The 24,463-nt window shown below is 61.5% G+C and carries 25 protein-coding genes; 16 read left to right on the top strand and 9 right to left on the bottom strand.

All coding sequences use genetic code 11. The features are described 5' to 3' along the window. The first annotated feature begins 40 nt into the window (after window positions 1-40). Window positions 41-640, top strand: a complete 600-nt coding sequence (locus WM40_RS01360) for a hypothetical protein (protein ID WP_024902467.1) — start codon at window positions 41-43, stop codon at window positions 638-640. A 477-nt stretch (window positions 641-1,117) separates the two neighbouring features. Here the strand turns inward: WM40_RS01360 and WM40_RS01355 are convergent, their stop codons facing one another. Further along, window positions 1,118-2,650 carry a histidine phosphatase family protein gene (locus tag WM40_RS01355; RefSeq protein WP_046151911.1) on the bottom strand — a complete coding sequence of 511 codons (1,533 nt, stop codon included), beginning with the start codon at window positions 2,648-2,650 and terminating at the stop codon, window positions 1,118-1,120. 409 nt (window positions 2,651-3,059) lie between these two features. Here WM40_RS01355 and WM40_RS01350 point away from each other — a divergent pair, with 409 nt between their 5' ends. Then, window positions 3,060-3,728, top strand: a complete 669-nt coding sequence (locus tag WM40_RS01350; protein ID WP_024902469.1) for an MgtC/SapB family protein — start codon at window positions 3,060-3,062, stop codon at window positions 3,726-3,728. 241 nt (window positions 3,729-3,969) lie between these two features. Here WM40_RS01350 and WM40_RS01345 read toward each other — a convergent pair whose 3' ends face one another. Next, on the bottom strand, window positions 3,970-4,515 hold the full coding sequence (locus WM40_RS01345) for a TetR/AcrR family transcriptional regulator (protein WP_201779102.1): 546 nt from the start codon (window positions 4,513-4,515) through the stop codon (window positions 3,970-3,972). On the opposite strand from WM40_RS01345, the gene WM40_RS30845 reads away from it, so the two are divergent. The 3 genes from WM40_RS30845 to WM40_RS01335 are packed head-to-tail and all read left to right on the top strand — an operon-like array spanning window position 4,514 to window position 6,377. Next, window positions 4,514-4,678, top strand: coding sequence for a hypothetical protein (locus tag WM40_RS30845; RefSeq protein ID WP_201779101.1), 165 nt, complete (start codon window positions 4,514-4,516; stop codon window positions 4,676-4,678). The two genes, WM40_RS01345 and WM40_RS30845, sit on opposite strands and share 2 nt — an antisense overlap. A gap of 39 nt (window positions 4,679-4,717) precedes the next feature. Beyond that, window positions 4,718-5,470, top strand: coding sequence for an alpha/beta fold hydrolase (locus WM40_RS01340; protein ID WP_157684943.1), 753 nt, complete (start codon window positions 4,718-4,720; stop codon window positions 5,468-5,470). Further along, window positions 5,463-6,377 carry an alpha/beta fold hydrolase gene (locus WM40_RS01335; RefSeq protein WP_046151909.1) on the top strand — a complete coding sequence of 305 codons (915 nt, stop codon included), beginning with the start codon at window positions 5,463-5,465 and terminating at the stop codon, window positions 6,375-6,377. Before WM40_RS01340 ends, WM40_RS01335 begins: the two co-directional genes overlap by 8 nt. A gap of 31 nt (window positions 6,378-6,408) precedes the next feature. Here WM40_RS01335 and WM40_RS01330 read toward each other — a convergent pair whose 3' ends face one another. Both WM40_RS01330 and WM40_RS28480 read right to left on the bottom strand, forming a co-directional pair. Then, window positions 6,409-8,145, bottom strand: coding sequence for a YifB family Mg chelatase-like AAA ATPase (locus WM40_RS01330; RefSeq protein WP_046151908.1), 1,737 nt, complete (start codon window positions 8,143-8,145; stop codon window positions 6,409-6,411). 62 nt (window positions 8,146-8,207) lie between these two features. After that, window positions 8,208-8,474 carry an accessory factor UbiK family protein gene (locus WM40_RS28480; RefSeq protein WP_081764814.1) on the bottom strand — a complete coding sequence of 89 codons (267 nt, stop codon included), beginning with the start codon at window positions 8,472-8,474 and terminating at the stop codon, window positions 8,208-8,210. A 462-nt stretch (window positions 8,475-8,936) separates the two neighbouring features. On the opposite strand from WM40_RS28480, the gene WM40_RS01320 reads away from it, so the two are divergent. The 7 genes from WM40_RS01320 to ptsP all read left to right on the top strand — a co-directional run bounded on the left by WM40_RS01320 (window position 8,937) and on the right by ptsP (window position 16,700). Beyond that, entirely contained in the window at window positions 8,937-9,275 is a 339-nt protein-coding gene (locus tag WM40_RS01320; RefSeq protein WP_024902475.1) for a P-II family nitrogen regulator, read from the top strand. Window positions 9,276-9,299: 24 nt separating this feature from the next. Beyond that, the gene (locus tag WM40_RS01315; protein ID WP_046151906.1) at window positions 9,300-10,781 is read left to right on the top strand and encodes an ammonium transporter; all 1,482 of its coding nucleotides are present in this window, start codon (window positions 9,300-9,302) and stop codon (window positions 10,779-10,781) included. A 793-nt stretch (window positions 10,782-11,574) separates the two neighbouring features. Continuing rightward, entirely contained in the window at window positions 11,575-12,861 is a 1,287-nt protein-coding gene (gene gshA / locus WM40_RS01305) for a glutamate--cysteine ligase (RefSeq protein WP_024902478.1), read from the top strand. Between the two features lie 3 nt (window positions 12,862-12,864). Continuing rightward, window positions 12,865-13,812 carry a glutathione synthase gene (gshB, locus tag WM40_RS01300; protein WP_024902479.1) on the top strand — a complete coding sequence of 316 codons (948 nt, stop codon included), beginning with the start codon at window positions 12,865-12,867 and terminating at the stop codon, window positions 13,810-13,812. Window positions 13,813-14,144: 332 nt separating this feature from the next. Next, window positions 14,145-14,612: a PTS sugar transporter subunit IIA gene (locus WM40_RS01295; protein WP_024902480.1), complete on the top strand. Its 468-nt coding sequence runs from the start codon at window positions 14,145-14,147 to the stop codon at window positions 14,610-14,612. Continuing rightward, complete coding sequence (locus WM40_RS01290; RefSeq protein ID WP_024902481.1) at window positions 14,581-14,850, top strand: HPr family phosphocarrier protein; 270 nt, start codon at window positions 14,581-14,583, stop codon at window positions 14,848-14,850. Before WM40_RS01295 ends, WM40_RS01290 begins: the two co-directional genes overlap by 32 nt. A 95-nt stretch (window positions 14,851-14,945) precedes the next feature. Then, window positions 14,946-16,700 carry a phosphoenolpyruvate--protein phosphotransferase gene (gene ptsP / locus WM40_RS01285; RefSeq protein WP_024902482.1) on the top strand — a complete coding sequence of 585 codons (1,755 nt, stop codon included), beginning with the start codon at window positions 14,946-14,948 and terminating at the stop codon, window positions 16,698-16,700. A gap of 51 nt (window positions 16,701-16,751) precedes the next feature. On the opposite strand, the gene WM40_RS01280 is transcribed toward ptsP, so the two are convergent. The 3 genes from WM40_RS01280 to gpmA form a co-directional block, all read right to left on the bottom strand. Continuing rightward, window positions 16,752-17,531: a HesA/MoeB/ThiF family protein gene (locus WM40_RS01280; RefSeq protein ID WP_024902483.1), complete on the bottom strand. Its 780-nt coding sequence runs from the start codon at window positions 17,529-17,531 to the stop codon at window positions 16,752-16,754. Next, the gene (locus tag WM40_RS01275) at window positions 17,528-19,111 is read right to left on the bottom strand and encodes a S41 family peptidase (protein WP_024902484.1); all 1,584 of its coding nucleotides are present in this window, start codon (window positions 19,109-19,111) and stop codon (window positions 17,528-17,530) included. The genes WM40_RS01280 and WM40_RS01275 overlap by 4 nt, the downstream gene beginning before the upstream one ends. Before the next feature lie 229 nt (window positions 19,112-19,340). Continuing rightward, window positions 19,341-20,087 carry a 2,3-diphosphoglycerate-dependent phosphoglycerate mutase gene (gpmA, locus tag WM40_RS01270; RefSeq protein ID WP_024902485.1) on the bottom strand — a complete coding sequence of 249 codons (747 nt, stop codon included), beginning with the start codon at window positions 20,085-20,087 and terminating at the stop codon, window positions 19,341-19,343. Window positions 20,088-20,330: 243 nt separating this feature from the next. On the opposite strand from gpmA, the gene WM40_RS01265 reads away from it, so the two are divergent. The 4 genes from WM40_RS01265 to WM40_RS01250 all read left to right on the top strand — a co-directional run bounded on the left by WM40_RS01265 (window position 20,331) and on the right by WM40_RS01250 (window position 22,865). Continuing rightward, on the top strand, window positions 20,331-20,747 hold the full coding sequence (locus tag WM40_RS01265) for a rhodanese-like domain-containing protein (RefSeq protein WP_024902486.1): 417 nt from the start codon (window positions 20,331-20,333) through the stop codon (window positions 20,745-20,747). Between the two features lie 112 nt (window positions 20,748-20,859). Further along, complete coding sequence (gene grxC, locus WM40_RS01260) at window positions 20,860-21,156, top strand: glutaredoxin 3 (protein ID WP_024902487.1); 297 nt, start codon at window positions 20,860-20,862, stop codon at window positions 21,154-21,156. A gap of 159 nt (window positions 21,157-21,315) precedes the next feature. After that, window positions 21,316-21,798, top strand: coding sequence for a protein-export chaperone SecB (secB, locus tag WM40_RS01255; RefSeq protein ID WP_046151904.1), 483 nt, complete (start codon window positions 21,316-21,318; stop codon window positions 21,796-21,798). A gap of 8 nt (window positions 21,799-21,806) precedes the next feature. Beyond that, on the top strand, window positions 21,807-22,865 hold the full coding sequence (locus WM40_RS01250) for an NAD(P)H-dependent glycerol-3-phosphate dehydrogenase (RefSeq protein WP_046151903.1): 1,059 nt from the start codon (window positions 21,807-21,809) through the stop codon (window positions 22,863-22,865). On the opposite strand, the gene trmL is transcribed toward WM40_RS01250, so the two are convergent. Continuing rightward, the gene (gene trmL / locus WM40_RS01245; protein ID WP_046151902.1) at window positions 22,866-23,336 is read right to left on the bottom strand and encodes a tRNA (uridine(34)/cytosine(34)/5-carboxymethylaminomethyluridine(34)-2'-O)-methyltransferase TrmL; all 471 of its coding nucleotides are present in this window, start codon (window positions 23,334-23,336) and stop codon (window positions 22,866-22,868) included. Window positions 23,337-23,412: 76 nt separating this feature from the next. Beyond that, window positions 23,413-24,198, bottom strand: a complete 786-nt coding sequence (locus WM40_RS28475) for a ComF family protein (RefSeq protein WP_082102357.1) — start codon at window positions 24,196-24,198, stop codon at window positions 23,413-23,415. Window positions 24,199-24,463 lie beyond the last annotated feature (265 nt).

The following is a 24,463-nucleotide window of genomic DNA, read 5'->3' as shown; positions in this document are numbered from 1 at the left end:
CTGCGGCGATAATACACCGGTTTCTTAAATTGTATTGATTATGATCTTTCGCTTTGCTTCCGGTGCGACAGCCAGTGCCGAATGGACCCGTCGCGGCGTGGTTTCTCTCTGTATCGTGGGTGGTGTCGTCTGTGGCGTGTTTGCGCTGGGCGGGTGCAGCGATAAGACACGCTGGCGCAGCGCAACCGACGCCACGGGGAAATACAGCGCTGATTTCCCCGATGCGCCGCAGATGGAAATTGACAAGATCGTGCTGGACGAGACGCATCAGGTTGGCATGCGCACGCAGACCGCTACCAATAAGGATGGGGTGACCTACGCCGTAGGGGCGATGATCTTGCCGGAAGACAGCGACGCCATGCGCCGGCTTGCGCAGCGTGCGTTGCTCGATGGCATGGCGCGCAACGTGGCGCACGCCGTCGCTCCGGCGCCTGTTTCGATGACGGCTGCGGATGGGACGGTATTGTCCGGCGAGTCATGGCAGTCGACAGACACCGTGCCTGGCACCCGCCAGTCGCGCGTGGTGCGGGCGCAGTTCGTCTCCCGCGGCGATCGGGTCTATGAGGTGGTCATCGTCGGCGAGCATTTACCATCCGATCAGGATCAACAGCGATTCTTTAATGCTTTCAAGCCTTTCTGAGCGACGCGTCGCGCTGGATGGGCGCGGACCCAATACCATCGGACAGCCTGTGGATAACCTTGTTCACAACTTTTTTTCACTTGACGCAAAGTTGAAGGGGCTTGTCAATAGTCGATGCGTGTCAAATTTGTTTGGTAATTATTTTTATAAAAATCAATAACTTATTAAAAATATATTACGTAATGCGATACGCGAAGACCGATTGTGTAAGCGCATGCCTACGACGCGGTTTTGTGTATAAGTCAAGTCTTGACAAGGCAGTCATTTTGACTTTCCCGTCAGTCCCTTGAAATAACGAGCTTACTTTTCCCATACGCCGTTCAGGGCCGGCAAGAAAAATATCAAAACGTGACCGCGATGGCGCCTGGAAATATTGCCAAAGCAATAATATAGCGTGGTCGGCACATCGCGGCCCGCCCGCTGGTCACCGTCTCACCGCTGCCGCGGCGCGCGATGTTGGCGATTTGCCGGGCTTCTTTATGGCGCAAGCCGCGTGCAATCGGTTGCCAGGCGCTTGCTGATGGTGCGCTGGAAGTCTTCCAACCCGCACGCGCCGTTCGCGTCTGAAGCGTCGCAATCGCGCAACCGCAATGCGCTGCTGTTCGCCAGTGTAAATGCCGTTGATGTTGGTAGCGCGCCCCGATTGCCTGAGCGTCCCTTCATCACAGGCGTCGGCGTGTCGACGGCGTTGACCCGCACATAATAGTGCTGGTCCGCTGGATCGCGCCAAAGGGAGAACAGCCATTGTGCGGGCTGTCCCGCGTGTCTGATCGCTCGGGGCGCAGTGGTGGCGCCGTCGAGCATCGATGTCACCGCATCGAACATGGAGCCATCTCCCGAGATCCAATACACGCGGCTTTGCGTGCTCGCATATGTCCAGGGTACCGTTACGCCGAAACGTTGCTGGGTCAGCGCCCCCAATACCTGACGCATTGCCAGCGTGCCGCGACGCGCCGTCAAGTAAGGCGATGCTCGCAACAAGGGTCCTTCGTCGTTTAGTGCGAATGCCACCACTCCCTCCGCGGTCGTCTTGCCCTGAATCAGCCGGGCACCGGGGCCGGAACGCACATCGCGCCGCAGCGCCGTGGCGTCGATCAGGCAGGCGCGACTGCCCATGCTGTCGAAAAGGGGATCGGGTCGACCCAGGTCGTTTTGCCGATGCACGGGAACGCCGCAGCCGGGCGCCATGGCATCGGCTGCGTGACGCGCGCTATCCGTGGCGGCAGCGGTGATATCGGCATGAACGTACAGTTGATCCGGGGCGGGGCAACCGTGTAGCGGCAGTAATTGCCAACTGCGCAGCCAGCCTGCTTCGTTCCGGGCCAATCGCGTTGCCGCTTCCGGGCGCGTCAACGCGATGACCGCCTGCAACTGCCAGCCGTTCGCGTCATTGGCGGACACGGTACCGGGCCGGCTGTCGCCATCGGTGCCAGGTTGCAACGCCCGTACCTTCGTCGGGCCCGTGGCAAGCGCCAATGCCAGGCGCAGCGTATCGGGATCGATTGTCCTGACGCGCGGTGCCGGTGTCGCGGCGGTATTGTTGACGGATTGATCGTTCGGCGAGGCTGGATTCTGTGCGGCTTCATTGTCTACCGCCGTGCCGGCCGCGACGCTTGCAACGCGGCGGTCGGATCCGACCGTGATGACGCGCAGGTCTGACGGCACGGGGCGCGTGTCTACCACGGTGGACGTCGGGGTGGCCGGGCGCGATGCGGCGTTGGCGGGAACCGTCATGCTGACGGTCCCCGACGAGCGGGGCTGATCGGGTCCGGAAAGGGGGGCGGCCGTCGATGACGCCTTCCACTGCGCGATGAGCGCGCAACCTCCCATGCCAAGGCCTAAAGACAGACCGAGGACAAGCGGTGCGTGGCGGACATATCCGCCGAATAGCGCATGCACCGAGGCGCATGCGCGGGCGATCCGTGCTTTGTGTGTCATCGGTGCCATGGGTGCCTGCGCCCGATCTGCCAGTCTCGCATACGCTTCTCGTTCCATTCCTCGCGCCGTCATGTCGCTCCTTCTCAGCCGCATGTTTCGCGTGTGCCGCGTGTTCGAGGAAAGCCGCCGGTAGAGCGATTGGCGTTCTTTGATATCGTTGCGCACACATCAAATTAATTGTCGCGCCATTTTCCAGAAAGCCGCGCGGAACGACAAGAGCTGTTTGAGCGCACAGGGGCGCGGACACGACGCGGCGATGCCCGTATCGCCGGGCGGGGGCGTACACGGGTGCCGGTGCGGCGTCATGGCGGAGACGATGGCGTGGGTAACGATGATGTGGATGTGGACATAGACTCGCGGTCGTGCTGCGGTCCGTGAAGGGGATCGCTACAATGGATTTTTTACCGGTGTACGTACGACGTACGGCGAAGCAGCGTGTTCTTCGTTGCCGGGACGCAATCAAGCGAAGGAACCCGTAATGTTGTTGTCGAATTGGGAAATGATCGGACGGCTGACCGGAGCGGCCATACTTGGTGGCGCGATCGGGTTCGAGCGGGAAAGGCTGTCGTGGGCTGCTGGCCTGCGCACGCATATGCTGGTCAGTGTCGGCAGTTGCTTGATGATTCTCGTATCTGCCTACGGATTCTCGAACATCATGCAGGCTGATCATGTGGTCCTAGACCCGTCTCGGATTGCCGCGCAAGTGGTTTCAGGGATTGGTTTTCTCGGTGCGGGTTCGATTATTCTGCGCAACGAAGTGGTTCGGGGTTTGACCACGGCGGCAAGTGTCTGGGCAGTCGCCGGTGTCGGTCTTGCGATGGGGGGCGGCATGTACATTCCCGCGACCGCGGCGACCCTGATCATCCTGCTGATTCTGGCAGGGATCAAGCCGCTGGAGGAACGATATCGCGCCAACCGGCAATCACACCAGATCGTCCTCGATGCGGAGCGAGGTGTGTTGACGCTGCATGTGCTGCACGATGTGCTGGGGCCCGAGGCGGGCCGGGTGCGGCAATTCGTTGTCGAACGTCATGAAGAAGACGATAACCTTGATCAGATCCGTATCACGTTCTCGCGCGTGACGACAGGGCAATACCGGAAATCCGTGGAAGCGCTTCGGAAACTGCGGGGCGTTACGGTTCGGGATTGAGAAAGGCAGCGTCAGCGCGTAACGCGGAAGGCTGTCTCGGCGGACACCATACGATGCGAGCACTTAGCAGTGCATCCGCTTCCAGAGATCTCGTCGGCGTTATACACGCCCCCGTTCGCGTTCTGGATGCGCCCGCCATCGGCGATGCGCACCTCGTCTCGTTGGCGCGCAGCAGCGCCGGGACTTCTCGATCCAGCGCCTTGAGCCGTTCCCGGTGATCGTGAGCCCATCTCTCTCAAGATCACATATCTCCTCGAAATCCAGGGCGCTTCAAGGCAAACGAATGAGCGATATGTTCCGCGGTTTCCAGTAGCGCTTCGCGCGACACACCGTCGCGCGCTTGAATTGAAAAACCCTGCAATACCGCCGCCAGGTGTCGTGCGGTGGCGGCCAGTTGAGAACCTTCGACCCAAGGCGCAAGCACTGACGCGATGTCCTGGCGGATGCGGTCGCGGCGCTGGGCCAGTTCGCTGGCCAGTTCGTGGTGATCGGGGTGTGTGCATAGCATGCCGCTCGACACCATGCAGCTACGTTCCCCCTCTACGGAAGTGACCGTGTCGACAGCGGCGACGAGCAATCGGCGCACCGCCTCGGGCAGGGAGTCCGCCTGCTGGACGGCTGAACGGTCGATCAAACTGAACGCTTGCGAGTAACGATCGAGCGCTCGTCGATACAGGTTCGCTTTGCTGCCGAATACACCGTACAGGCTGGGTGGCGCCACGCCAATTGCCTTGGTCAGTTCATTCATGCCTACGCCTTCATAACCATGGCGCCAGAAGAGCCGCATGGCTGTTTCCACGGCCTTGTCTTCATCAAAGGCGCGTGGCCTGCCGGTTTTGCGGGACGAGGCGGGCTTTTCCGCAGGGCTTGTCTGTTTCATAGTGATCATTAAAAAACACTTGACGCCGTTCGTCAAGCTCCTCAGACTGATGTTTTTTAGCGATCACTAATAAACAATGATACCTCATTCTGCACCTCCGGCGTTCCTCTTGGTTCACGGTGCATGGCACGGCGGATGGTGCTATGCCCGGGTTGCCCGGATACTGCGTCGTAAGGGTTACGACGTTTTTACCCCGACTCTGACCGGCCTGGGCGAGCGTTCGCATCTGGCGTCTGCAGCGGTCAATGCGTCCACCCATGTACGAGACGTTCTCAACGTCATTGAATTTGAGGGGCTGACCGATGTGGTGCTCGTAGGCCACTCGTATGGCGGAAGTATCGTCACGGCTGTCGCAGATGCCGTCCCAGAAAAGGTCCGGTCGCTGGTCTACCTTGATGGTTTCATCGGCGAGGATGGAAAGTCTCTTTTCGACATGGACGCGCCGGCAGCCACCGCCGCGTACGTCGACATGGCCCAATCGCACGGGGGGCACACCGTACCGCCGCTTCCGGCCGCCGTATTTGGTGTCAATCCTGACGATCAGGCGTGGGTAAATTCGCGGACGACCTCCGGTTCGTTGGCTTGCTGGACTGAGCGATTACGTCTGACCGGGCGTCATGAGTCTGTTACCAACCGCTCATATGTGCTTGCAACCGGATGGACTGGCCCATTTACGAAGTTCTACGACCGTGCCCGTGCTGAAAACTGGCGAACATACGCGTTCGACTGTGGGCATGATGTCATGATTGATATGCCTCATGACACCGCGGACGTTATTGAGCAGGCCGCTTCACCAGGAGCAACGATCGTGTCGCGGCACTCTCCTCGCCGTAAACTTATCAGGAGTGCCACGCATGGTTGAATCGAACGCTGCCATCGCTCCACCATTTTTCCCGTCATGGCAACGCATCGATGCCGAGGCAGGTGGCGTGCATTTCGCTGGCGCGAGGGGAGGCGATGGTCCGCCGTTGCTGCTGATTCACGGTTATCCCCAGACCCACATCGCCTGGCGGAAAGTGGCTCCGGAACTGGCCGAACACTATACCGTGGTCGTTCCGGACCTGCCAGGCTACGGTTCCAGTCGACCCAGTGACATGTCGCCACGATGGACCAAGCGACGTGCCGGCGACGCGCTTGCCGCGCTCATGACCCACCTTGGTCATGAGCGCTTTGCGGTCGTCGGCCACGACCGCGGCGCACGCGTCGGATATCGGCTTGCACTCGACCATCCGACAAGGATATCGGCCTATGCATCACTTGCTGTGCTACCCACCGCGGACGCGATGGCAGCCATGGACTATCGCGCTGCAGCGCGCGCCTTCCATTGGTTTTTCCTTGCCCAGGAAGCCGACTTGCCTGAGCGCCTGCTTGCCGCCGCCCCCGACGCCTTTATTGACCAAGCGCTTGACAGGATGACCGACGGCAGAGACATCATCGAGCCAGCGGCCTTAGACGCCTATCGCGCTGCGTTTCGTGACCCCTTGGTACGACATGCCATCTGCGAGGATTATCGCGCCGCGATGAACGAAGACCTCGCGCTCGACCTGGGTGACCTTAAGGCGGGACGCAAGATGCCTTGCCCGGTTCTCGTGTTATGGCCTGAGGCCGATCATCCATCCAAACAACGTACACCGATCGACACCTGGCTGCGATGGGCAGACAATGTAAGCGGAAAGGCGACTTCGGGTGGGCATCTTCAGCCTGAAGACGCGCCCGGGGAAGTGCTGGAATCACTCTTGCCATTTCTTATAATATGTACAACGAAGTAATAAAAGCAAGCGCAATACATTGAGTTGGTATTCAATCTTCCGCCTTTCGATATTGGATTGCTTCCGCGACGTGTTGCGTGGTGGGCAGATCGCTATTGTCAAGATCCGCGATCGTGCGGGCCAGACGGAGTACGCGATGGTGCCCGCGGGCCGACCAACCAAAGCGTTGCATGGCGCGCGCGAGGAGATCGCGCGAAGCGTCGTCGAGGCGGCAATGCTGCGCCAACTGCCGTGCGTCGAGCATGGCGTTGGCACAACCTTGCCGTGTCGTCTGACGATGCCGGGCTGCTTGTACCCGCGCCCGCACGTTCGCGCTGCACTCACCGCGCGGGCGCTGGCGTTCCACCGCGCTCGTTCGCGTTCCGGCGTGCCGAGGCGCGCTATTCCCCGACATCAATTCCATCGGCGTCAATGCCGCCAGTGTCAGCCGCATATCGATCCGATCGAGCAAGGGGCCCGAGATGCGGGCCTGATACCGTTGTACGATCGCCTCGCTACAGCGGCATCGTCCCGACGGGTCGCCGGCATATCCGCAAGGGCAGGGGTTCATCGCCGATACCAACTGGCAAGCGGCGGGAAAGTGGGCTTGCTTGCCCGCACGACTGATTGTTATATGACCGGTTTCGAGCGGTTCCCGCAACATATCCAGCGTACGCCGATCGAACTCCGTCAATTCGTCAAGAAACAAGACGCCGTTATGCGCCAGTGACACCTCTCCGGGCCTCGGCGGATTGCCGCCGCCAACAAGAGCGGCCGCGCTCGCGGAATGGTGCGGTGCGCGGAACGGACGCAGGCGCCACCGTAAAGGGTCGAATCGCGCGGCGCTGCTGAGCAAGGAGGCCGAGGAAAGCGCTTCCGCGTCGGACATGGGCGGCAGGATACCCGGCAGACGCGCCGCTAGCATCGATTTACCGGCGCCCGGTGGACCGACCATCAGGATGTGATGGCCTCCCGCCGCCGCGACTTCGAGCGCGCGCCGTGCCGCGGCTTGACCAATGACATCCGCCAGATCTGGCAGACCATCGGTACCGGGCGAAGTGTCCGGGGACGTCGCTTTCGAACGACAATGAAGTGTCGCCGTGCCGCTACCGTTATTGCCGTCGCGGCTCTTGCCCTCTTCCCGGCCATCACCGCAGCAATCGTCGATGACATGGCCGTCGTGGCACGTCCCCGCGACTGTGCGGGCGATTTGCGCGCCACGTTCGCCGCGCAGGTGGGCACACAGGGCAGGGAGATCGAGCGCGCCGTAGACCACGCTGCCTGGGACGTAAGCCGCTTCGCGTGCATTGCCGAGGGGAAGGTAAAGCGCTATTGGCGCGACGTCGCCGCCCTGTGCGGGTGCGTATGCCGGTGTCGGCATTGCCTGCCGCGTAGCGGCAACCGTGCTGCAACTCAGCGCGAACGCACCCTGTATGGCCCGCAGTTCGCCGTTCAGCGACAACTCGCCGACGAACACCGCGTTGCGCAGTGCACTTTCCGGTAATTGGCCGCTGGCGACGAGAATGCCCAGCGCAATTGGCAAATCAAAACCGCCAGAGGCCTTCGGCACGTCGGCAGGTGCCAGGTTGACCGTGATGCGGCGCGGCGGAAACGTAAAACCACAGTGATGTAGTGCGGCTCGCACGCGTTCGCGGCTCTCCCGTACCTCGGCATCCGGGAGTCCGACGATGGCGCAACCGGGCAGGCCATTGGCCAAATGCACCTCGACGGTGACTGGCAATGCCATGCCAATGGTCAGGGTCCGGCTGTGGACCACGGCTATCGTCATCGTGCGACCCCTTTTGTGTTCGTTACATCATTCATTAAAGGAGAGGTCGCCGCGCGCGCATGTCAGCGGGATGTGCTGCCCGGCGTGCCCGCGGTATTCGCCTGCTGCTCGAGGCTGGCGACACGGTGCTCGAGCTCCTCCAGGCGCTGACGCGTCCGCGCCAATACCTGCGCTTGCGTGTCGAAATCCTCGCGCGTGACAATGTCAAGTTTCGCGAAGCCTTGGGCAAGGACTGCCTTTACATTGCGCTCGACATCTTTCGCCGGGGATTGCCGCAACAGGTCAGCAATCCTCTCTTGCGCATCTTTCAGAAAAGCTTCGGGTTTCATATTTATCCTTGTATGCACTTTATTGGTGCGGGAGGCGGTGTGTGGCGGAAAAGCACCAACAAAGTGCGCACCAAAATGGACAAAGAGCGTGGTATTTTACGTGCGTACCACAGTCAAAGCCGCTGAAATGGGCGTGCCGCCATACCGTCACGGATGCACTCTAGCATGAACCAAACGAGGATTTGTCAGGGATGAAAAGGGTTTGACCGTCTGGACTACAGCCCGTTCGCGCCGCGTCTCTGTTCCCTTGGCGTCCGGGAACGTCGACGACTCTTGGCATGGCATAAGGCTTGCCTAGGGGTGGACTGGTCCTGCGATAAGCAATCCGAAAACCTTCGGTACCAGGGGTGTGCCGATGGCAACATTGGGACCGTGAGAGCACCGTAGCGCGTCCGCTTCACGGCGCATGCGCATCGCGGATCGTCTTTCACTGAGCGAGGAGCCGATTAATTGGAGCATGCGATGAAACTCATTACAGCAATCATCAAGCCGTTCAAGCTCGACGAAGCGCGCGAATCGCTGTCGGCGCTCGGCGTCTCCGGGATTACTGTCACGGAGGTCAAGGGTTTCGGACGGCAAAAGGGGCACACCGAGCTGTATCGCGGTGCGGAGTATGTCGTGGACTTTCTGCCGAAGGTGAAGATCGAGGCGGCGGTTTCCGACGATCTCGTCGATCAGGCGATCGAAGCGCTCGAGCGCTCCGCGCGCACGGGCAAGATCGGCGACGGCAAGATCTTCGTCACGCCGATCGAGCAGGTGATTCGTATTCGGACCGGGGAAACGGGCGCTGACGCGCTGTGAGTGAGACAGAAGAGGGAATAGCAAATGCGTAAATTCTTGTTGGGCATTCTGATGGCGGGATCGCTGCTCGGGGCAGTGGTAGCTCCCGCGGTAGCGCAGGATGCGGCATCCGCAGCGTCGGCCACGCCGGCGGCAGCATCATCGGTGGCTCCGGCCTCCACTCCGTCGGCAGCGCCCGATGCGGGCTCCGGCACGGCGGCAGCGGCAGCGGCGTCGGGTGCTTCTGCTCCGGCAGCGGCGGCGCCAGCGGCACCGACCGAGCCGTTCTCCGTGGATGCGTCCAAGATCTCCAGCGGTGACACGGCCTGGATGTTGACGTCGACGGCACTCGTGCTGTTCATGACGATTCCGGGTCTGGCACTGTTCTACGGCGGCATGGTCCGCAAGAAGAACGTGCTGGCGACGATGATGCAGAGCTTCGCGATCTGCTGCGCGGTCACGATCGTCTGGATGGTGCTGGGCTATACCTTGGCGTTCACGCCGGGCAGTGGCTTCCTCGGCAACTTCTCGCGGGCGTTCCTGAGCGGCATGACGTACGCGAAGTCGGCGGACGGTGCAACGGTCACGGAAACGGTCAGCCACTTGGCGCCGACGATTCCCGAATCTGTCTACATGATGTTCCAGATGACGTTCGCGATCATCACGCCGGCCCTGATCACCGGTGCGTTCGCTGACCGGATGAAGTTTTCGGCGATGCTGGTGTTCTCGGTGCTGTGGTCGATCATCGTCTACGCGCCGTTGGCACACATGGTCTGGGAACCGACGGGTTGGCTCGCGGCTTCAGGCGTGCTGGACTTCGCCGGTGGTACGGTTGTTCACATCAACGCCGGTATCGCTGGTTTGGTTGCCGCGCTGGTCCTGGGCAAGCGGATTGGTTATCAGCGTGAAATCATGGCGCCGCACAATCTGGTGCTGACGCTGGCTGGTGCCGCCATGCTGTGGGTGGGCTGGTTCGGCTTCAACGCGGGTTCGGCAGTGGCAGCGGACGGCCGTGCCGGCATGGCGATGGCAACGACGCAGATCGCAACGGCGGCCGCGGCGCTGGGCTGGATCTTCGCCGAGTGGATTTCGCATGGCAAGCCCTCGGCCCTGGGTCTGGCCTCGGGCGCGGTGGCAGGTCTGGTTGCCATTACCCCCGCGGCGGGCTTCGTCAATCCGACAGGCGCGTTGATCATCGGTATCGTTGCTGGCGTCGTCTGCTTCTGGGGTGCAACCTGGCTCAAGAACAAGATGGGCTGGGACGATTCGCTGGACGCTTTCGGCGTGCACGGTATCGGCGGTATCATCGGTGCGGTGTTGACCGGCGTATTCGTTCAACCGAGCATCGGCGGCCTGGACGGCAACGTGCTGACGCAGATCAAGGGTGTGGTGACGACGCTGGTCTACAGCGGCGTGCTGACCTTCGTCCTGCTGAAGATCGTCGACGTGATCATCGGGTTGCGTGTCACGGAAGACGAAGAGCGCGAAGGTCTCGACGTCTCGCTGCACGGCGAGCACGTGGAGTAATAACAGGGCGTCACATCGGGGAGGGCCGTGCATCGCACCTCCCGGTATGTCGTTTCAATGACGGACCCGCCTTTCGGCGGGTTTGTCATTTGGGCCGACCGTCCGGCGCGAGTGCGCTGTGATCCGTGGTGCAATCGATGTCGTGGGGGGGCGTCGCGGCCGACGCGAACGCGATCGCATGCAAGCCCAATTCCCGATTTCCGTAGCGATGTTGCATCTCGCTCGTTTCATCGTTGCTACCGATGACGACGGGCGGCGTACGGGGCAATGACGTTAAGGCACACAACCTTAAGGCAGCGCCCGCCAACAGGAAAAGAGCCAGCTTTCGCAGAACACGGGAGAGATGGTATTCCTTCTTTCACATGTCACGCTCAATCGTTGCAATTCGCGCCTTGAAACGGGTGCGTGCGGCCCCATATGTAAGCGCGTCATGACGTTTTATGCCGGGCGTTCGGAAAAAATGACCCACCGGTCATCAATTGGGTCCCGGGGCGTCGGGTGATAAAATTAGGCTGATCAAACACTTATCGCGGTGTGGTCCAGGGTGCCCGCGCAATATCGAAGTTGGCCTGATTTTTGCGCTACGATGAGCCCGTCCCATGCCCAACGGGCCGGCCTATGCATGACGCATGGCACCGGACGGCAGGGGATTTTGTCCTCCATGTTTCGGACGCGGGCGGATAAGGATTTGACCGATCTGGGGGTCGTGTCTGGTCTGTGAAAGACGGTTTTCAACGTCTCTCCGCTCTATATAAGCATACAATTCCCCACATTAACCGCCCGCGAGATATTAATGGTTCCGCATCTTGTTACCGCGCTGAACGGTCCCTTGCTCGAATTGGAACGGAAGATCCTCGATGCCACGCCGGCGATCGAGCGTTGGTTCCGACTCGAGTGGCAGGAGCATACGCCGCCGTTCTATTGCTCGGTGGACTTGCGCAATGCAGGCTTCAAACTGGCGCCCGTGGACGCCAATCTCTTTCCCGGTGGTTTCAATAACTTGCCGCCAGAGATGATTCCCCTGGCGGTGCAGGCATCGATGGCCGCCATCGAGAAAATCTGCCCCGACGCGAAGAATCTGCTGTTGATCCCGGAAGGCGGGCATCACAGCCGCGCTTATCTCGAAAATCTGGCGCAGTTGTCGTCGATCATGCGGCAGGCGGGCTTGAATGTCCGGATCGGCTCGCTCGACGACGACCTGATGGACCCGATGACCGTGACGCTGCCTGACGGTCAGACGCTGGTGTTCGAGCCAGTGCAGCGTATGCCGCGGCGCCTCGGCATGCAGAACTTCGACCCGTGCTCGATTCTGCTGAACAACGATTTGTCTGGCGGTATTCCACGTGTGCTCGAGAATCTGAACGAGCAATACCTGCTGCCGCCGCTGCATGCCGGATGGGCCGTGCGGCGCAAGTCGAACCACTTTGCGTGCTATGACGACGTGGCCAAGCGCTTCGCCAAGGTTGTCGATGTCGATCCCTGGATGCTGAATCCGTATTTCGCGAAGGTCAACGATGTCGATTTCCAGGAGCGGATCGGCGAGGAACGGTTGGCCGACGCGATCGATTCGGTGCTGAAGAAGGTCGCGAAGAAATATCGCGAATACGGCATCGGCGAGAAGCCGTACGTGGTCGTCAAGGCGTCCGCGGGAACGTACGGCAACGGTGTGATGACGGTCCACGACGCGGCCGAGGTGGCCGGCCTCAGCAAGCGCGACCGGAACAAGATGGCGACTGGCAAGGAAGGCATCGAAGTCCATGACGTGATCGTCCAGGAGGGCGTGCCCACGTTCGAGCGCGTCAATGCCGCCGTGGCCGAGCCGGTGGTGTATATGATCGACCGCTATGTCGTGGGCGGGTTCTACCGGGTGCATCAGAACCGTGAGCGCGACGAGAACCTGAATGCACCGGGCATGCAGTTCGTTCCCTTGTCGTTCGAGAGCGCGGCGATGCCCGACCAGCACGCCGCGGCTGCCGCGCCGCCCAACCGGTTCTATCTCTACGGCGTGGTCGCGCGCCTGTCATTGCTGGCTGCGTCCATCGAACTGGAAAAAACCGATCCGGAGGCCATACAGGTCTGATCCATGAAAATTCTGTTCATCGCCGATCCGCTGGAACAATTCAAGATCTACAAGGACTCGACCTACACGATGATGGTCGAGGCGCATCGTCGAGGCCACACCGTGTTTGCCTGTGAGGCGCAGACGCTGGCCCTGGAAAGCGGCGCGGTGTCCGCCGTCTCCAGCCAGATCGACATCGTTGGTGAAGAGCAGTCGCATTGGTTCGCCCGTCAACCTGCGCGGCAGCGCGTGTTGACCGACTTCGACGCGATCCTGATGCGGAAGGATCCGCCTTTCGACATGGAATACGTCACCGCGACGTGGTTGCTCGAAATCGCCGAGCGGGCGGGTGCACGCGTATTCAACAAGCCACGGGCAATCCGCGACCATTCGGAAAAACTGGCGATCGGCGAATTCGCGCAATTCACCGCGCCGACGCTGGTGACGCGGAATGCCGCCCAATTGCGCGCGTTCCATGCGACCCACCGGGACGTCATTTTGAAGCCGCTCGACGGCATGGGCGGCACTGGTATTTTTCGCGTGCGGGACGACGAATTAAACCTCGGTGCGATTATCGAGACGCTGAGTGATAATGGTGCCCGCACCATCATGGCGCAGCGCTACATCCCGGAAATCAAGCAGGGTGACAAGCGCATTCTGCTGATCGGTGGCAAACCGGTGCCGTTTTCCTTGGCGCGCATTCCGCAGGGCACGGAGGTACGTGGCAACCTTGCCGCGGGAGGCGTCGGGCGTGCGCAGCCCCTGTCGGCGCGGGACCGGGAGATTGCGGAGACCCTGGCGCCGGTCCTCTATCCACGTGGCTTGTTGCTAGTAGGGCTGGATGTAATCGGTGATTGCCTGACCGAGGTCAACGTCACTAGTCCGACCTGCTTCCGGGAGATCATGGATCAGACCGGCTGTGACGTGGCCGCGCTGTTCGTCGACGCCCTTGAGACCACCGCCAATGCCTGATCCAGTCGACGCACGGTAGGCTGCTGTCGCGAAGGGTTTATGGCAACACTTTGATGACCGGTCCATCATTGTGCAGCGCACTTCGGCCGCCGGAATGTTACAATCGATTTAAAGCCTGACGCTTTCCCGTCAATCCGGGCGGATGCGTCATGTTCGCGCGCATGTAACGTACCAGGGTTGGTGCGAATGCCGCGGGGCGCAATATCGCCGGGAGGTCGCGTAATCTTGCCGCGCGTGCCTCATCGGCGGCGGCTGGCGGTAGACCGGCACCTCCCCCGATATTCGCAGCGATGGCGCGCCTGGCAACTCGAGCCTTTCGGGGCTGGAAAAAAATGGCCGGTATTTTGATTGTTGCTCACGCCCCGCTGGCAAGTGCGCTGCGGGATTGTCTGAAACACATCTACTGCGGATTGCCTGCGCAGATTGGTGCAATCGACGTATTGCCCGATAGTGATCCCGCCGCTGTCGAAGAAGTCGCGCGTGCGGAAATCGAGCACCTGAAAGACAGCAATGGCACGCTGGTCTTTTCTGATTTATATGGCGCAACCCCGGCAAATATCGCCGGGAGGCTGGCGTCGATACCCAATGTTCGGGTGCTTTCCGGCGTGAATCTGCCGATGCTGCTTCGTGCGATCTGCTATCGCACCACATCGCTGGACATGCTGGTCGAAAAGACGTTGGCCGGTGGCACCAATGGCATTCAGGCGGTCGCGCAGGCGGCACCCTACGTTTTCCCCGTTCCCCCGGTTACCTGTCCGTCCGAGCACCATGCAGCGCGAAGAAATCACCATCATCAATAAACTCGGGCTGCATGCGAGAGCATCGGCTAAACTGACGCAGTTGGCAGGCAAGTTTGCCTGCGAGATCTGGATGTCGCGCAATGGACGCCGGATCAATGCAAAGAGCATCATGGGCGTGATGATGCTAGCGGCGGGCATTGGCAGTACGGTGTTGGTAGAAACCGAAGGCGCCGATGAAGCCGATGCCATGACGGCGCTGAAAGGGCTGATCGCCGACAAATTCGGTGAAGGCCAGTAGCGCATTCGCACGCGTCGTCGTCACCCTCTTTCCTCCGTCCTGCGCGTGCTTTGTGGCATTCAACCCCATCGACCTCTTTTGTTGGGAGCGCGCGCGTGTCTTTCACTCTGCATGGGATTCCGGTTTCGAAAGGCATCGCCATTGGTCGTGCCTGCCTGATCGGATCGGCCGCGATCGACGTCGATCACTATGTCGTCGAGCCGGGTGACGTCGACGCAGAGGTGCAGCGGTTCCGGACGGCGCAAGACGCCGTGGGCGCGGAGCTGGAAGTCTTGCGTGCGGAACTGCCGCCCGATGCGCCCGGCGAAATGGACGCCTTCCTGAACGTCCACGGCCTGCTATTGCGCGACGCCATGCTCGGCGACGCGACGGTGGAGTTGATCCGCACCCGGCGCTACAACGCCGAATGGGCCTTGACCGAGCAGTTGGCCAGCCTGATCCGGCACTTCGACGAAATGGACGATCCCTATCTGCGGGAACGTCGCGCCGACGTCGAGCAGGTCGTGGAACGTGTCCTGAAGGTACTGGCCGGTCATCCGTCCGCGGCGTTACTGGTGGCCGAACGCACGCGTGATGGAGACATGGAGATGATCGTGGTTGCACACGATATCGCCCCGGCCGACATGCTGCAGTTCAAGACGCAACGTTTCTGCGGCTTCGTCACCGACTTGGGTGGCCGTACTTCTCACACCGCCATCGTCGCGCGCAGTTTCGGGATCCCTGCGGCAGTTGGCATGCAGCAAGCGAGTACCTTGATCCGGATGGACGATGTGATCATCGTGGATGGCGAGCGCGGCGTCGTCATCGTTTCGCCACCAGAGACCGTGCTGGAGGAGTACCGCTACCGGCAAAGCGAACGCGCGCTCGAGCAACGCAAGCTGCAGTTGTTGCGCTCGGCCAGTACGCAGACGTTGGACGGCACGCCCGTGCATCTGCACGCCAACATCGAATTGCCGGACGATGGATTGGCGGCGTCTGCCGCAGGTGCTACCGGGGTCGGCTTGTTTCGAACCGAATTCCTGTTCATGAACCGGCGCGGCACCTTGCCCGATGAGGATGAACAACTGGCGCAGTACCAGCGCGCGATCGAGGCGATGAATGGTCTGCCGGTGACGATTCGGACCATTGACGTGGGCGCTGACAAGCCGCTCGACTCGCGTACCGGCGAGGGTTTCGAGGCGGAGATGAACCCGGCCCTGGGGCTGCGCGCCATTCGGTGGTGCCTGTCAGAGCCCCAGATGTTCTTGACGCAGTTGCGTGCGATACTGCGCGCCTCGGCGCATGGTCCGGTTCGCATCCTGATCCCGATGCTGGCGCATGCCAGCGAGATGGATCAAACGTTGGCGTTGATCGACGAGGCCAAGACGCAGTGCGACGCTGCCGGCATCAAATACGATCCGAACGTGCCGATTGGTGCGATGATCGAGATCCCGGCCGCGGTATTGGCTCTGCCCTTGTTCCTGAAACGTTTCGATTTCCTGTCAATCGGGACCAATGACCTGATCCAGTACACGCTGGCAATCGACCGTGCGGACAACGCCGTTGCGGCGTTATTCGACCCGTTGCATCCTGCTGTCCTGAAATTGCTGAGCATGACGATCAGCGAGGCGAACCGCGCCAAGATTCCGGTGGCGGTCTGTGGTGAAATGGCGGGTGACCCGCTGATGACGCGACTGCTGCTCGGGATGGGTCTGCGTGAGTTCTCGATGCACCCGAGCCAATTGCTGTTGGTGAAGCGCGAAGTGTTACGCTCGGATCTCGAAAAGCTGGAAAAATGTGTCGCCGACCTTGCGGCAATGGTGGAGCCTGCCGAGATTCAGGCGACCGTGGCCCGGCTGGCGGCGTTGTAGCGCGCGATGAACATCGGAGGCAAGCCGGTGGGAACTGTGGCGGCGCGCCCGTTATATCGCATGCGGTCGTGTCGCGCCTGCATGACCGCTGCAGACCGGGCAATCCGGTTGCCGTGAGACCTTGAACTCGTTCCAACGCATGGTCAGGCTGTCGAGCATCAGCAGTCTGCCGGACAGTGTCTCGCCCATTCCCCCGGACAGCACCTTCAACGCCTCGCCTGCCTGGATCGCCCCGATGATCCCGACCGTCGGGGCAAACACCCCCATCGTCGCGCAGGATGCCTCTTCTGGCGCAGGCTCGGGTGGAAACATGCACGCATAGCAGGGTGCGTCGTCGTCGGTGAGATCGAACGTCGTCACCTGGGCATCGAATCGCAATGCCGCTCCGGACACGAGCGGTACCCGATGCGCTACGCAGGCACGATTGATGGCCTGGCGAATGCGGAAGTGATCGGTGCAGTCGAGCACCACATCGGCCAACGGCACCTCGCGCGCCAGCAGGGCATCGTCGGCGGGGGTGCGAATAGCGCGGAAGAGAACATCAGCGTTGAGACGGGCCGCCGTGTCCGCCAAGGAGTCGACCTTGGCCTGGCCCACGCTGGCGGTGGTATGCGCTATCTGTCGCTGTAGATTGGTGAGGTCGACATCGTCACCGTCGATCACCGTCAGTTGCTTGATGCCGGCCGCCACCAGATACAGCGCCGCCGGACATCCCAGCCCGCCCGCGCCGATGATCAGGACACGGGCGTTGCATACGGCCTGCTGAACCTCGATACCCCATTCATCCAGCAGGATGTGCCGCGAATACCGCAGCAACTGCGCATCGTTCATTTGCCGGCCGGTGCCGAGGCGCCGGGGACTGCCGGCAACGCGGGCTTGGTCGTGACCACGGGGGCCGATGCATCAACCGGCGGCTTCGCGGCCGACAGCGTACGTTCGGCTGCCGACTTCGACAACTGTACCGGCAAGCCCTTGAACTTGTTCAATGCCTGTTGCAGCATGAAGTCCGCATTCGCGCCGGTTATCGTTCCGAAATCAGGCGGTTGGCGATTGCGCTCCTTCTGACGCTGTTCCGGCGTCATCTTGTCGTTGCGTTCTTCCAGTTGGCGCAGTTGCTCCATCCGGTCTGCTTCCCGTGTCTCGGCTTCCTTCTTCTCGTTCGGGTCCTGCAGGTTGGCCAGATGGTTCGTGTAGTCCACTTCACGTGTCACCAGCGCATCATCCGGGTCGCCTTCGGCAAACTGGTCGACGGTCAGGTCCGGACGGATTCCCTTGTTCTGTATGGAACGGCCGCTCGGTGTGTAGTAGTACGCCGTCGTCAGACGCAACGCGGTATCGGCGGTCAGCGGCCGGACCGTTTGCACGGAACCCTTGCCGAATGTCGTCTTGCCCATGATCAGCGCGCGATGATGATCCTGCAGCGCGCCCGCGACGATTTCGGAGGCCGACGCCGAGTAGGCATTGGTCAACACGATCATCGGCACGCTCTTGAACTCGTCGGGCAGGCCCTTGAGCGGATCGGTGGTCATGCCTGGCAGACGATAGTTGTCGAACGTGTCGCGATAGGCCTGCTTCGAATCGGCGATCTGGCCGTTCGTCGACACCACCAGGGAATTGGCCGGCAGGAACGATCCGGCCACGCCCACCGCGCTTTGCAGCAAGCCGCCGCCGTTGTTACGCAGGTCCAGCACCAAGCCCTTCAGGTTCGGCTGTTGGCGCGCGATATCGCGCAGCGCGGCGGCCAGATCCGGTACCGTCTTTTCCTGGAAACTCGTGATCCGGACCCACGCGTAACCCGGCTCCTCGATCTTGTACTTGACGCTCTTGACGACGATTTCCGCACGGGTCACCGTGAGCGGGAACGTGCGCTGGTCCGATTTGCGGAAGATCGTCAACGTGACCTTCGAACCCGGCGCGCCGCGCATGCGCTTGACCGATTGATCGAGCGTCATCCCACGTACAGGCGTGTCGTCGATGCGGGTGATCAGGTCACCAGGACGGATACCGGCCTTCGCGGCGGGCGTGTCCTCGATTGGCGAGATCACCTTGATCAGGCCGTCTTCCGACGAGATTTCGATGCCGAGCCCCGCGAAGCGGCCCTGCGTCTGTTCCTGGAGTTCCTGGTAGTCGGTCTTATCCAGATACGACGAATGCGGGTCGAGGCTGGACACCATGCCCTTGATGGCGGCGGTCAACAGCTTCTTGTCGTCTACCGGCTCGACATATTCATGCTTGATCTGTCCGAAAACTTCCGCCAGCAAGCGGAGTTGATCCAATGGCAACGGCGCTACCGCAGCCGCAGCCGTGTTGTTCGCAGTGGTCTGGGCGGCCGCTGAAATCTGCAGTGTGGCCAGCACGCCGGTCGCCAGACCGGCAACGATCAATACCAGGTGCTTCAGGTGTTTGCGCATAACGAAGGTGGGAATGAGCGGATTGGTCCGCGTGCAAAACGGGCGAATTAGGAAAATACGTTAGAACGCGCCGTTATCGACGGGTATCCCAGGCAGTATAGCGTGGTTTGCGTGCATGATTTGAACCGGTGTTGCCTGAGCAAGGCGGGTGAAAGGCCGTGCGCGGGCGCCGTCCAGGTTCGGCGTGGGCCGGGCGGGCGCCAGATGCGCGCGTCCGCCCGGCGCGGATTTATTTCGCCTTGCCCTGGTTCGCCACGGCAGCTTGCGCTTTGGCGATGGCGTCGGCATCGCCTAGATAGTAATGCTTGATCGGCTTCAGGTCTGCATCCAGTTCATAGACGAGCGGGATGCCGTTCGGGATATTCAGGCCGACGATATCGTCGTCCGGGATGCTGTCCAGGTATTTGACCAGCGCACGGATGGAGTTGCCATGCGCGGCGATCACCAGGCGCTTGCCGCCGCGCAATGCCGGCGCGATCGACTCGTTCCATAACGGCATGACGCGTGCCACGGTGTCTTTCAGGCACTCGGTCAGCGGCAATTGCTCCCGTGGCACCTTGACGTAACGTGGATCGCGGGCCCACTTGTCGGCTTCCGCGGCATCCAGCGCCGGTGGCGGGGTGTCGTAGCTGCGACGCCAGACCAGCACCTGTTCATCGCCGTACTTCTGCGCGGTTTCCGCCTTGTTCAGACCCGCGAGCGCACCATAGTGACGCTCGTTCAAGCGCCAGGAATGCACGACGGGCACATACATCAAGTCCATTTCGTCTTGCACATGCCACAGCGTGCGAATCGCACGTTTCAGCACCGAGGTGTAGGCGATATCGAAGGTGAAGCCGGCATCCTTCAGCAGTTTGCCGGCTTGCCGGGCTTCGGTCGCGCCTTTTGCGGTCAGATCGACATCAACCCAGCCGGTAAAGCGATTTTCCTGATTCCAGGTGGATTCGCCGTGGCGAATCAGAACGAGTTTGTACATGGCGAAACATCGGTAGTGGATAATGCGGCCTGCGCGCGAATGCCTGGATGCCAGGCCACACGGGGTTCCCCCCGGGGAGAGGAGGCCTCCACCAGGCAGGCGCCGGGTGCTTGATTCGCGCGCATCTATCCCCACATTCTAGAGTGTCCGGCGCACAACCGTACCATTGCGCCGACGCAATTGGCCCGAAAATCCGGCGAGACTGTCTATAATGCGCGAATTCCCTTTTTGCGGCGGTCGCCTGTGAAGTTTTTTACAAATCCCTTCAACCTTGTCCTGATCGTCGTCGTCGTGGTTTCCGGCGTGATGTTGTTGTGGCCCACGTTGACGCGGCGCAACCGTGGGCTGTCGTCCAGTGAAGCCATTTTGCTGATAAATCGCCGGAATGCGGTTGTCATCGACGTCCGCACTGCCCAGGCGTACGCGGTGGGGCATTTGCCGCAGGCGCGGCACCTTCCCGCTGCTGATCTGTCGGCGAAGGCGCAGCAGGTGGCAAAAAACAAGGTGACCCCGGTGATCGTCGTCTGCCAGACCGGCCAGCAATCGGCCAAGGCGCTCGACGTGCTGCAACAGGCTGGTTACACCGAAGTCCATTCGCTGCAAGGCGGTGTGGACGGCTGGCAGAAAGCAGGGTTGCCAGTGGTGGCATCGAAAGCGTGACATGCTGGGAAGGTCCCTGAACGCATCCGTCCGGTTCGGCCGCGCCTCGCGAGGCGTGCGGTGACCGATGTAACGGGCGCGGCATCGAATGCATGAAGCAAGGAGCAAACGAATGAGTAACCCACAAGACAAAGGCGCACATCACGTCGTGATGTACAGCACGCAGGTCTGTCCGTATTGCCAGATGGCGGAACGCTTGCTGAAGCAGCGAGGCGTCGAGCACGTCGAGAAAATTTTGATCGACAAGGACCCCGAGCAGCGGGCAGCCATGATGTCCCGTACCGGCCGCCGCACCGTGCCGCAGATTTATATCGGTGAAACGCATGTTGGTGGCTATGACGACCTGTCCGCACTGGACCGCGCCGGTGGCCTGATGCCGCTGTTGGATGGTGCGGTAACGGGCAGTTGACCCGCTTGCCCGCTGTGCCGCGTCCGCGTTCGCGTGTTGTGGCGGCCACCGGGCGGCACCCCGGATACCACCTGTTTGCGCGTTGTCGCGCATGATGGGTTGGCGTATTGCACCGGCGATATGATCCGCATGTCGCCGGTTTATTTTCTGAGATGATCGATGAGCGACCAAAACGACCAGCCTTTCTTCAATATCCAGCGTATCTACCTGAAGGATACGTCCCTGGAACTGCCCAATGCTCCGCAGATTTTCCTTGAGCAGGAAATGCCGCAGGTGGAAGTGGAAGTGATGGTCAAATCCCAGCAGTTGCAGGAAAACGTCTACGAAGCGAGTGTCATCGGCACCGTGAAGGCCAAGGTCGGCGAGAAGGTGGCGTTTTTGGTGGAAGCGACGCAAGCAGGCATCTTCGATATCCGTAACTTGCCGGCGGATCAGCTCGATCCCGTTCTGAATATCGCTTGCCCGCAGATCCTGTTTCCGTACCTCCGCTCGAACATCGCCGATGTGCTGACGCGCGCGGGGTTCCCGCCGATTCACCTGGCGGAAATCAACTTCCAGATGCTATACGAGCAGCAACAGCAGCAGGCCGGCGGCCCGGATAGCGACATCATGGTCGCCCAGAGCGCGCCGCAGACGCACTGAGCGTCCGCATGAAAATAGCAGTATTGGGCGCCGGTGCCTGGGGTACCGCGGTTGCCGCCCATCTCGCCCGCCGCCACGACGTGGTGCTGTGGGCGCGTGATGCCACGCTCGTTGCCCGTCTCGCGGCGAATGGCACCAATGAAATCTACCTTCCTGGCTGCCCGTTGCCGGCCATGCTGCGCTATGGCACGGACCTCGCGGCAGCCGTCGCGCATGGCACGCCTGATGCCACCGTTTCTCCCACGCTGCTGGTTCTGGCAACGCCCGTTGCCGGCCTGCGTCCGATGCTGTCGCGACTGACGGGATTGGACGGCGCCGGCCCGATGTTGTTGCCGGCCGGTACGACCATTGTCTGGCTGTGCAAGGGCTTCGAGGCCGGGTCAGGCAAATTGCCGCATCACGTTGCCACCGATGTCCTGGAGGCCGCGTATCCTGGCGCGCAGAACGTTGCACGGCCGGCTTTGGGGGTGCTGACCGGCCCCAGCTTCGCGAAGGAGGTCGCGTTGGGTCTGCCGGTGGCCTTGACCGCGGCCAGCACCGATCCGTCGTGCCTGCAGCGTATTCGTGATGCCTGTCATCACGATGCGATGCGAATCTATACGAGTGACGACTTACCGGGTGTGGAGGTGGGGGGGGCGGTCAAGAACGTGATGGCGATTGCCACCGGTATCAGTGATGGCCTGGGCCTTGGTCTGAATGCCCGTGCGGCGTTGGTCACGCGAGGGTTGGCCGAGATGACCCGTCTTGGCGTCGCACTGGGCGCCCGAGCGGAAACGTTCACCGGCCTGTCCGGCGTGGGGGATCTGATTCTGACGGCTACCGGGGATCTGTCGCGCAATCGCAAGGTCGGCTTGCAACTGGCGAGCGGGCAATCGCTCGATGCGATCCTGGCGGGGTTGGGTCACGTCGCCGAAGGCGTCGCGTGCGCGCGTGCCGTGGATGCGTTGGCCCATGCGCGCGGTGTCGACATGCCGATCACGCGCGCTGTGTGCGCCGTGCTGTTCGATGGACAACCGGCACGCGACGCCGTTGCCATGCTGCTCCAGCGAGACGCGAAGGCCGAATAGTCAAAGCCCGCCCTCATAGCCGACTTGTCGCCATGCCTCGAACACCGTGACTGCGACGGCATTGGACAGGTTGAGGCTGCGATTGTTCGGCCGCATCGGCAATCTGAGTCGATGCGCGGTGTCGAATGTCGCCAAAAAAGCGTCCGACAAGCCACGTGTTTCCGGGCCAAAAACAAACCAGTCTCCGGGTTGCAACGCTTGACCGGCGAAGCCGGTGGCGCCTTTCGTCGTGAACGCGAACATCCGGGCGGTATCGGGTTGCGTCGCGTCCAGAAACGCCTCCCATGACGGATGTACCCGCATGCGCGTGTACTCGTGATAATCGAGCCCGGCGCGTCGCAGCTTTGCGTCCTCCAATGGAAAACCGAGGGGTTCGATCAGATGCAGGTCAGCGCCCGTGTTGGCGCAAAGGCGGATGACGTTGCCCGTATTGGGTGGGATTTCCGGTTCGACCAGAACGACGTTGAACATGGTGGCGACAGCGTGATGAAACAGTGAATCGATAAAGTACGAAAGAAGGTATCGGGCAATGCCGCCACGCCGGGTTTCAAGCCGTCCGAAATACGACGATGGCCGTGACGCGCCGTGCACCGTGGCGTTTCAAGGTGGTGGCAATCGCATCCAGCGTGGCGCCCGTTGTCATGACGTCGTCGACAACGCCGACATGAATGCCGATCGTGGAGGCGTCCGCCTCCGACATCGTATCCAGGGCCGTAAGGGACACGCCACCGGCCAAAGAGAACGCACGTTGCAGGTTGCGCTGTCGGGCAGCGCGCCCCAGCTTTGCCTGCGCTTCCGTATGCGCGCGTTGCAACAGTCCGGCATGGGTGCCGATTGCCAGATGTACACCCAGACGTCGGGTGATTTCCCAGGCCTGATTGTACCCGCGGGTGGCCAGACGCTCCGGTGAAAGTGGCGCCGGAATGAGAAGATCCGGTCGTGCGGATGCGGGCATCGTCGTCAACCGGCAGGCGAGACGTTGCGCGAAGTCGGAAGCCAGGCCCACGCGGCCCTGGTATTTCAAGGCAACGATCATTGCGTCGAGCGGCGCCCGGTAATCGGCAAGCGCAATGGCCGCATCGAAGGCCGGCGGGCGGATGTGGCACTGGCCACACCGGCGCAGCGCCGCGCGGACGCCTTCGCGTTCCCGGGCGGGAGGCGCCTGCAAGGACAACCGTACGGCGCAACGCTCGCAACGCGGCACGGCGTCGTCGGCGTGCCAGTAGCATTGTTCGCAGCGCCGGCACAAGGGACCATCGGCGCGATGTTCACATAGCAAGCACGCCGCGGGCAGGAGCGCCCGCCATTGCTTGCTCGCCCAGGCCCGTATCATGCCTGCGAGCGTTCTCGAAGTCCCGGGCATGAGGGCGTGCGGCGGATGGCGTATCGGGATGGGAGGCGATGCGTTCGACATGAGAGGCTCAGGGTCACGGGTGGCCGGCGCCGGCCACGAACGGTGTCCGCGTGCGTGAACGCGTCGCCGGTGCGGTGGACGTATACTGCGAGACCAGTGTAGCGTCGTCCCGACGCGTGGAAAACGCCGTTTCACTATGCCGAACGACTCAATTTCTCCGTTGCCCGGTGATGCCGGATCGCCA

The organism is Robbsia andropogonis, from assembly GCF_000970345.1.
GTDB classification, from domain to species: domain Bacteria; phylum Pseudomonadota; class Gammaproteobacteria; order Burkholderiales; family Burkholderiaceae; genus Robbsia; species Robbsia andropogonis.
Note: the sequence above shows the minus strand (reverse complement) of the source record. Positions and strands in the feature narration are given on the sequence as shown.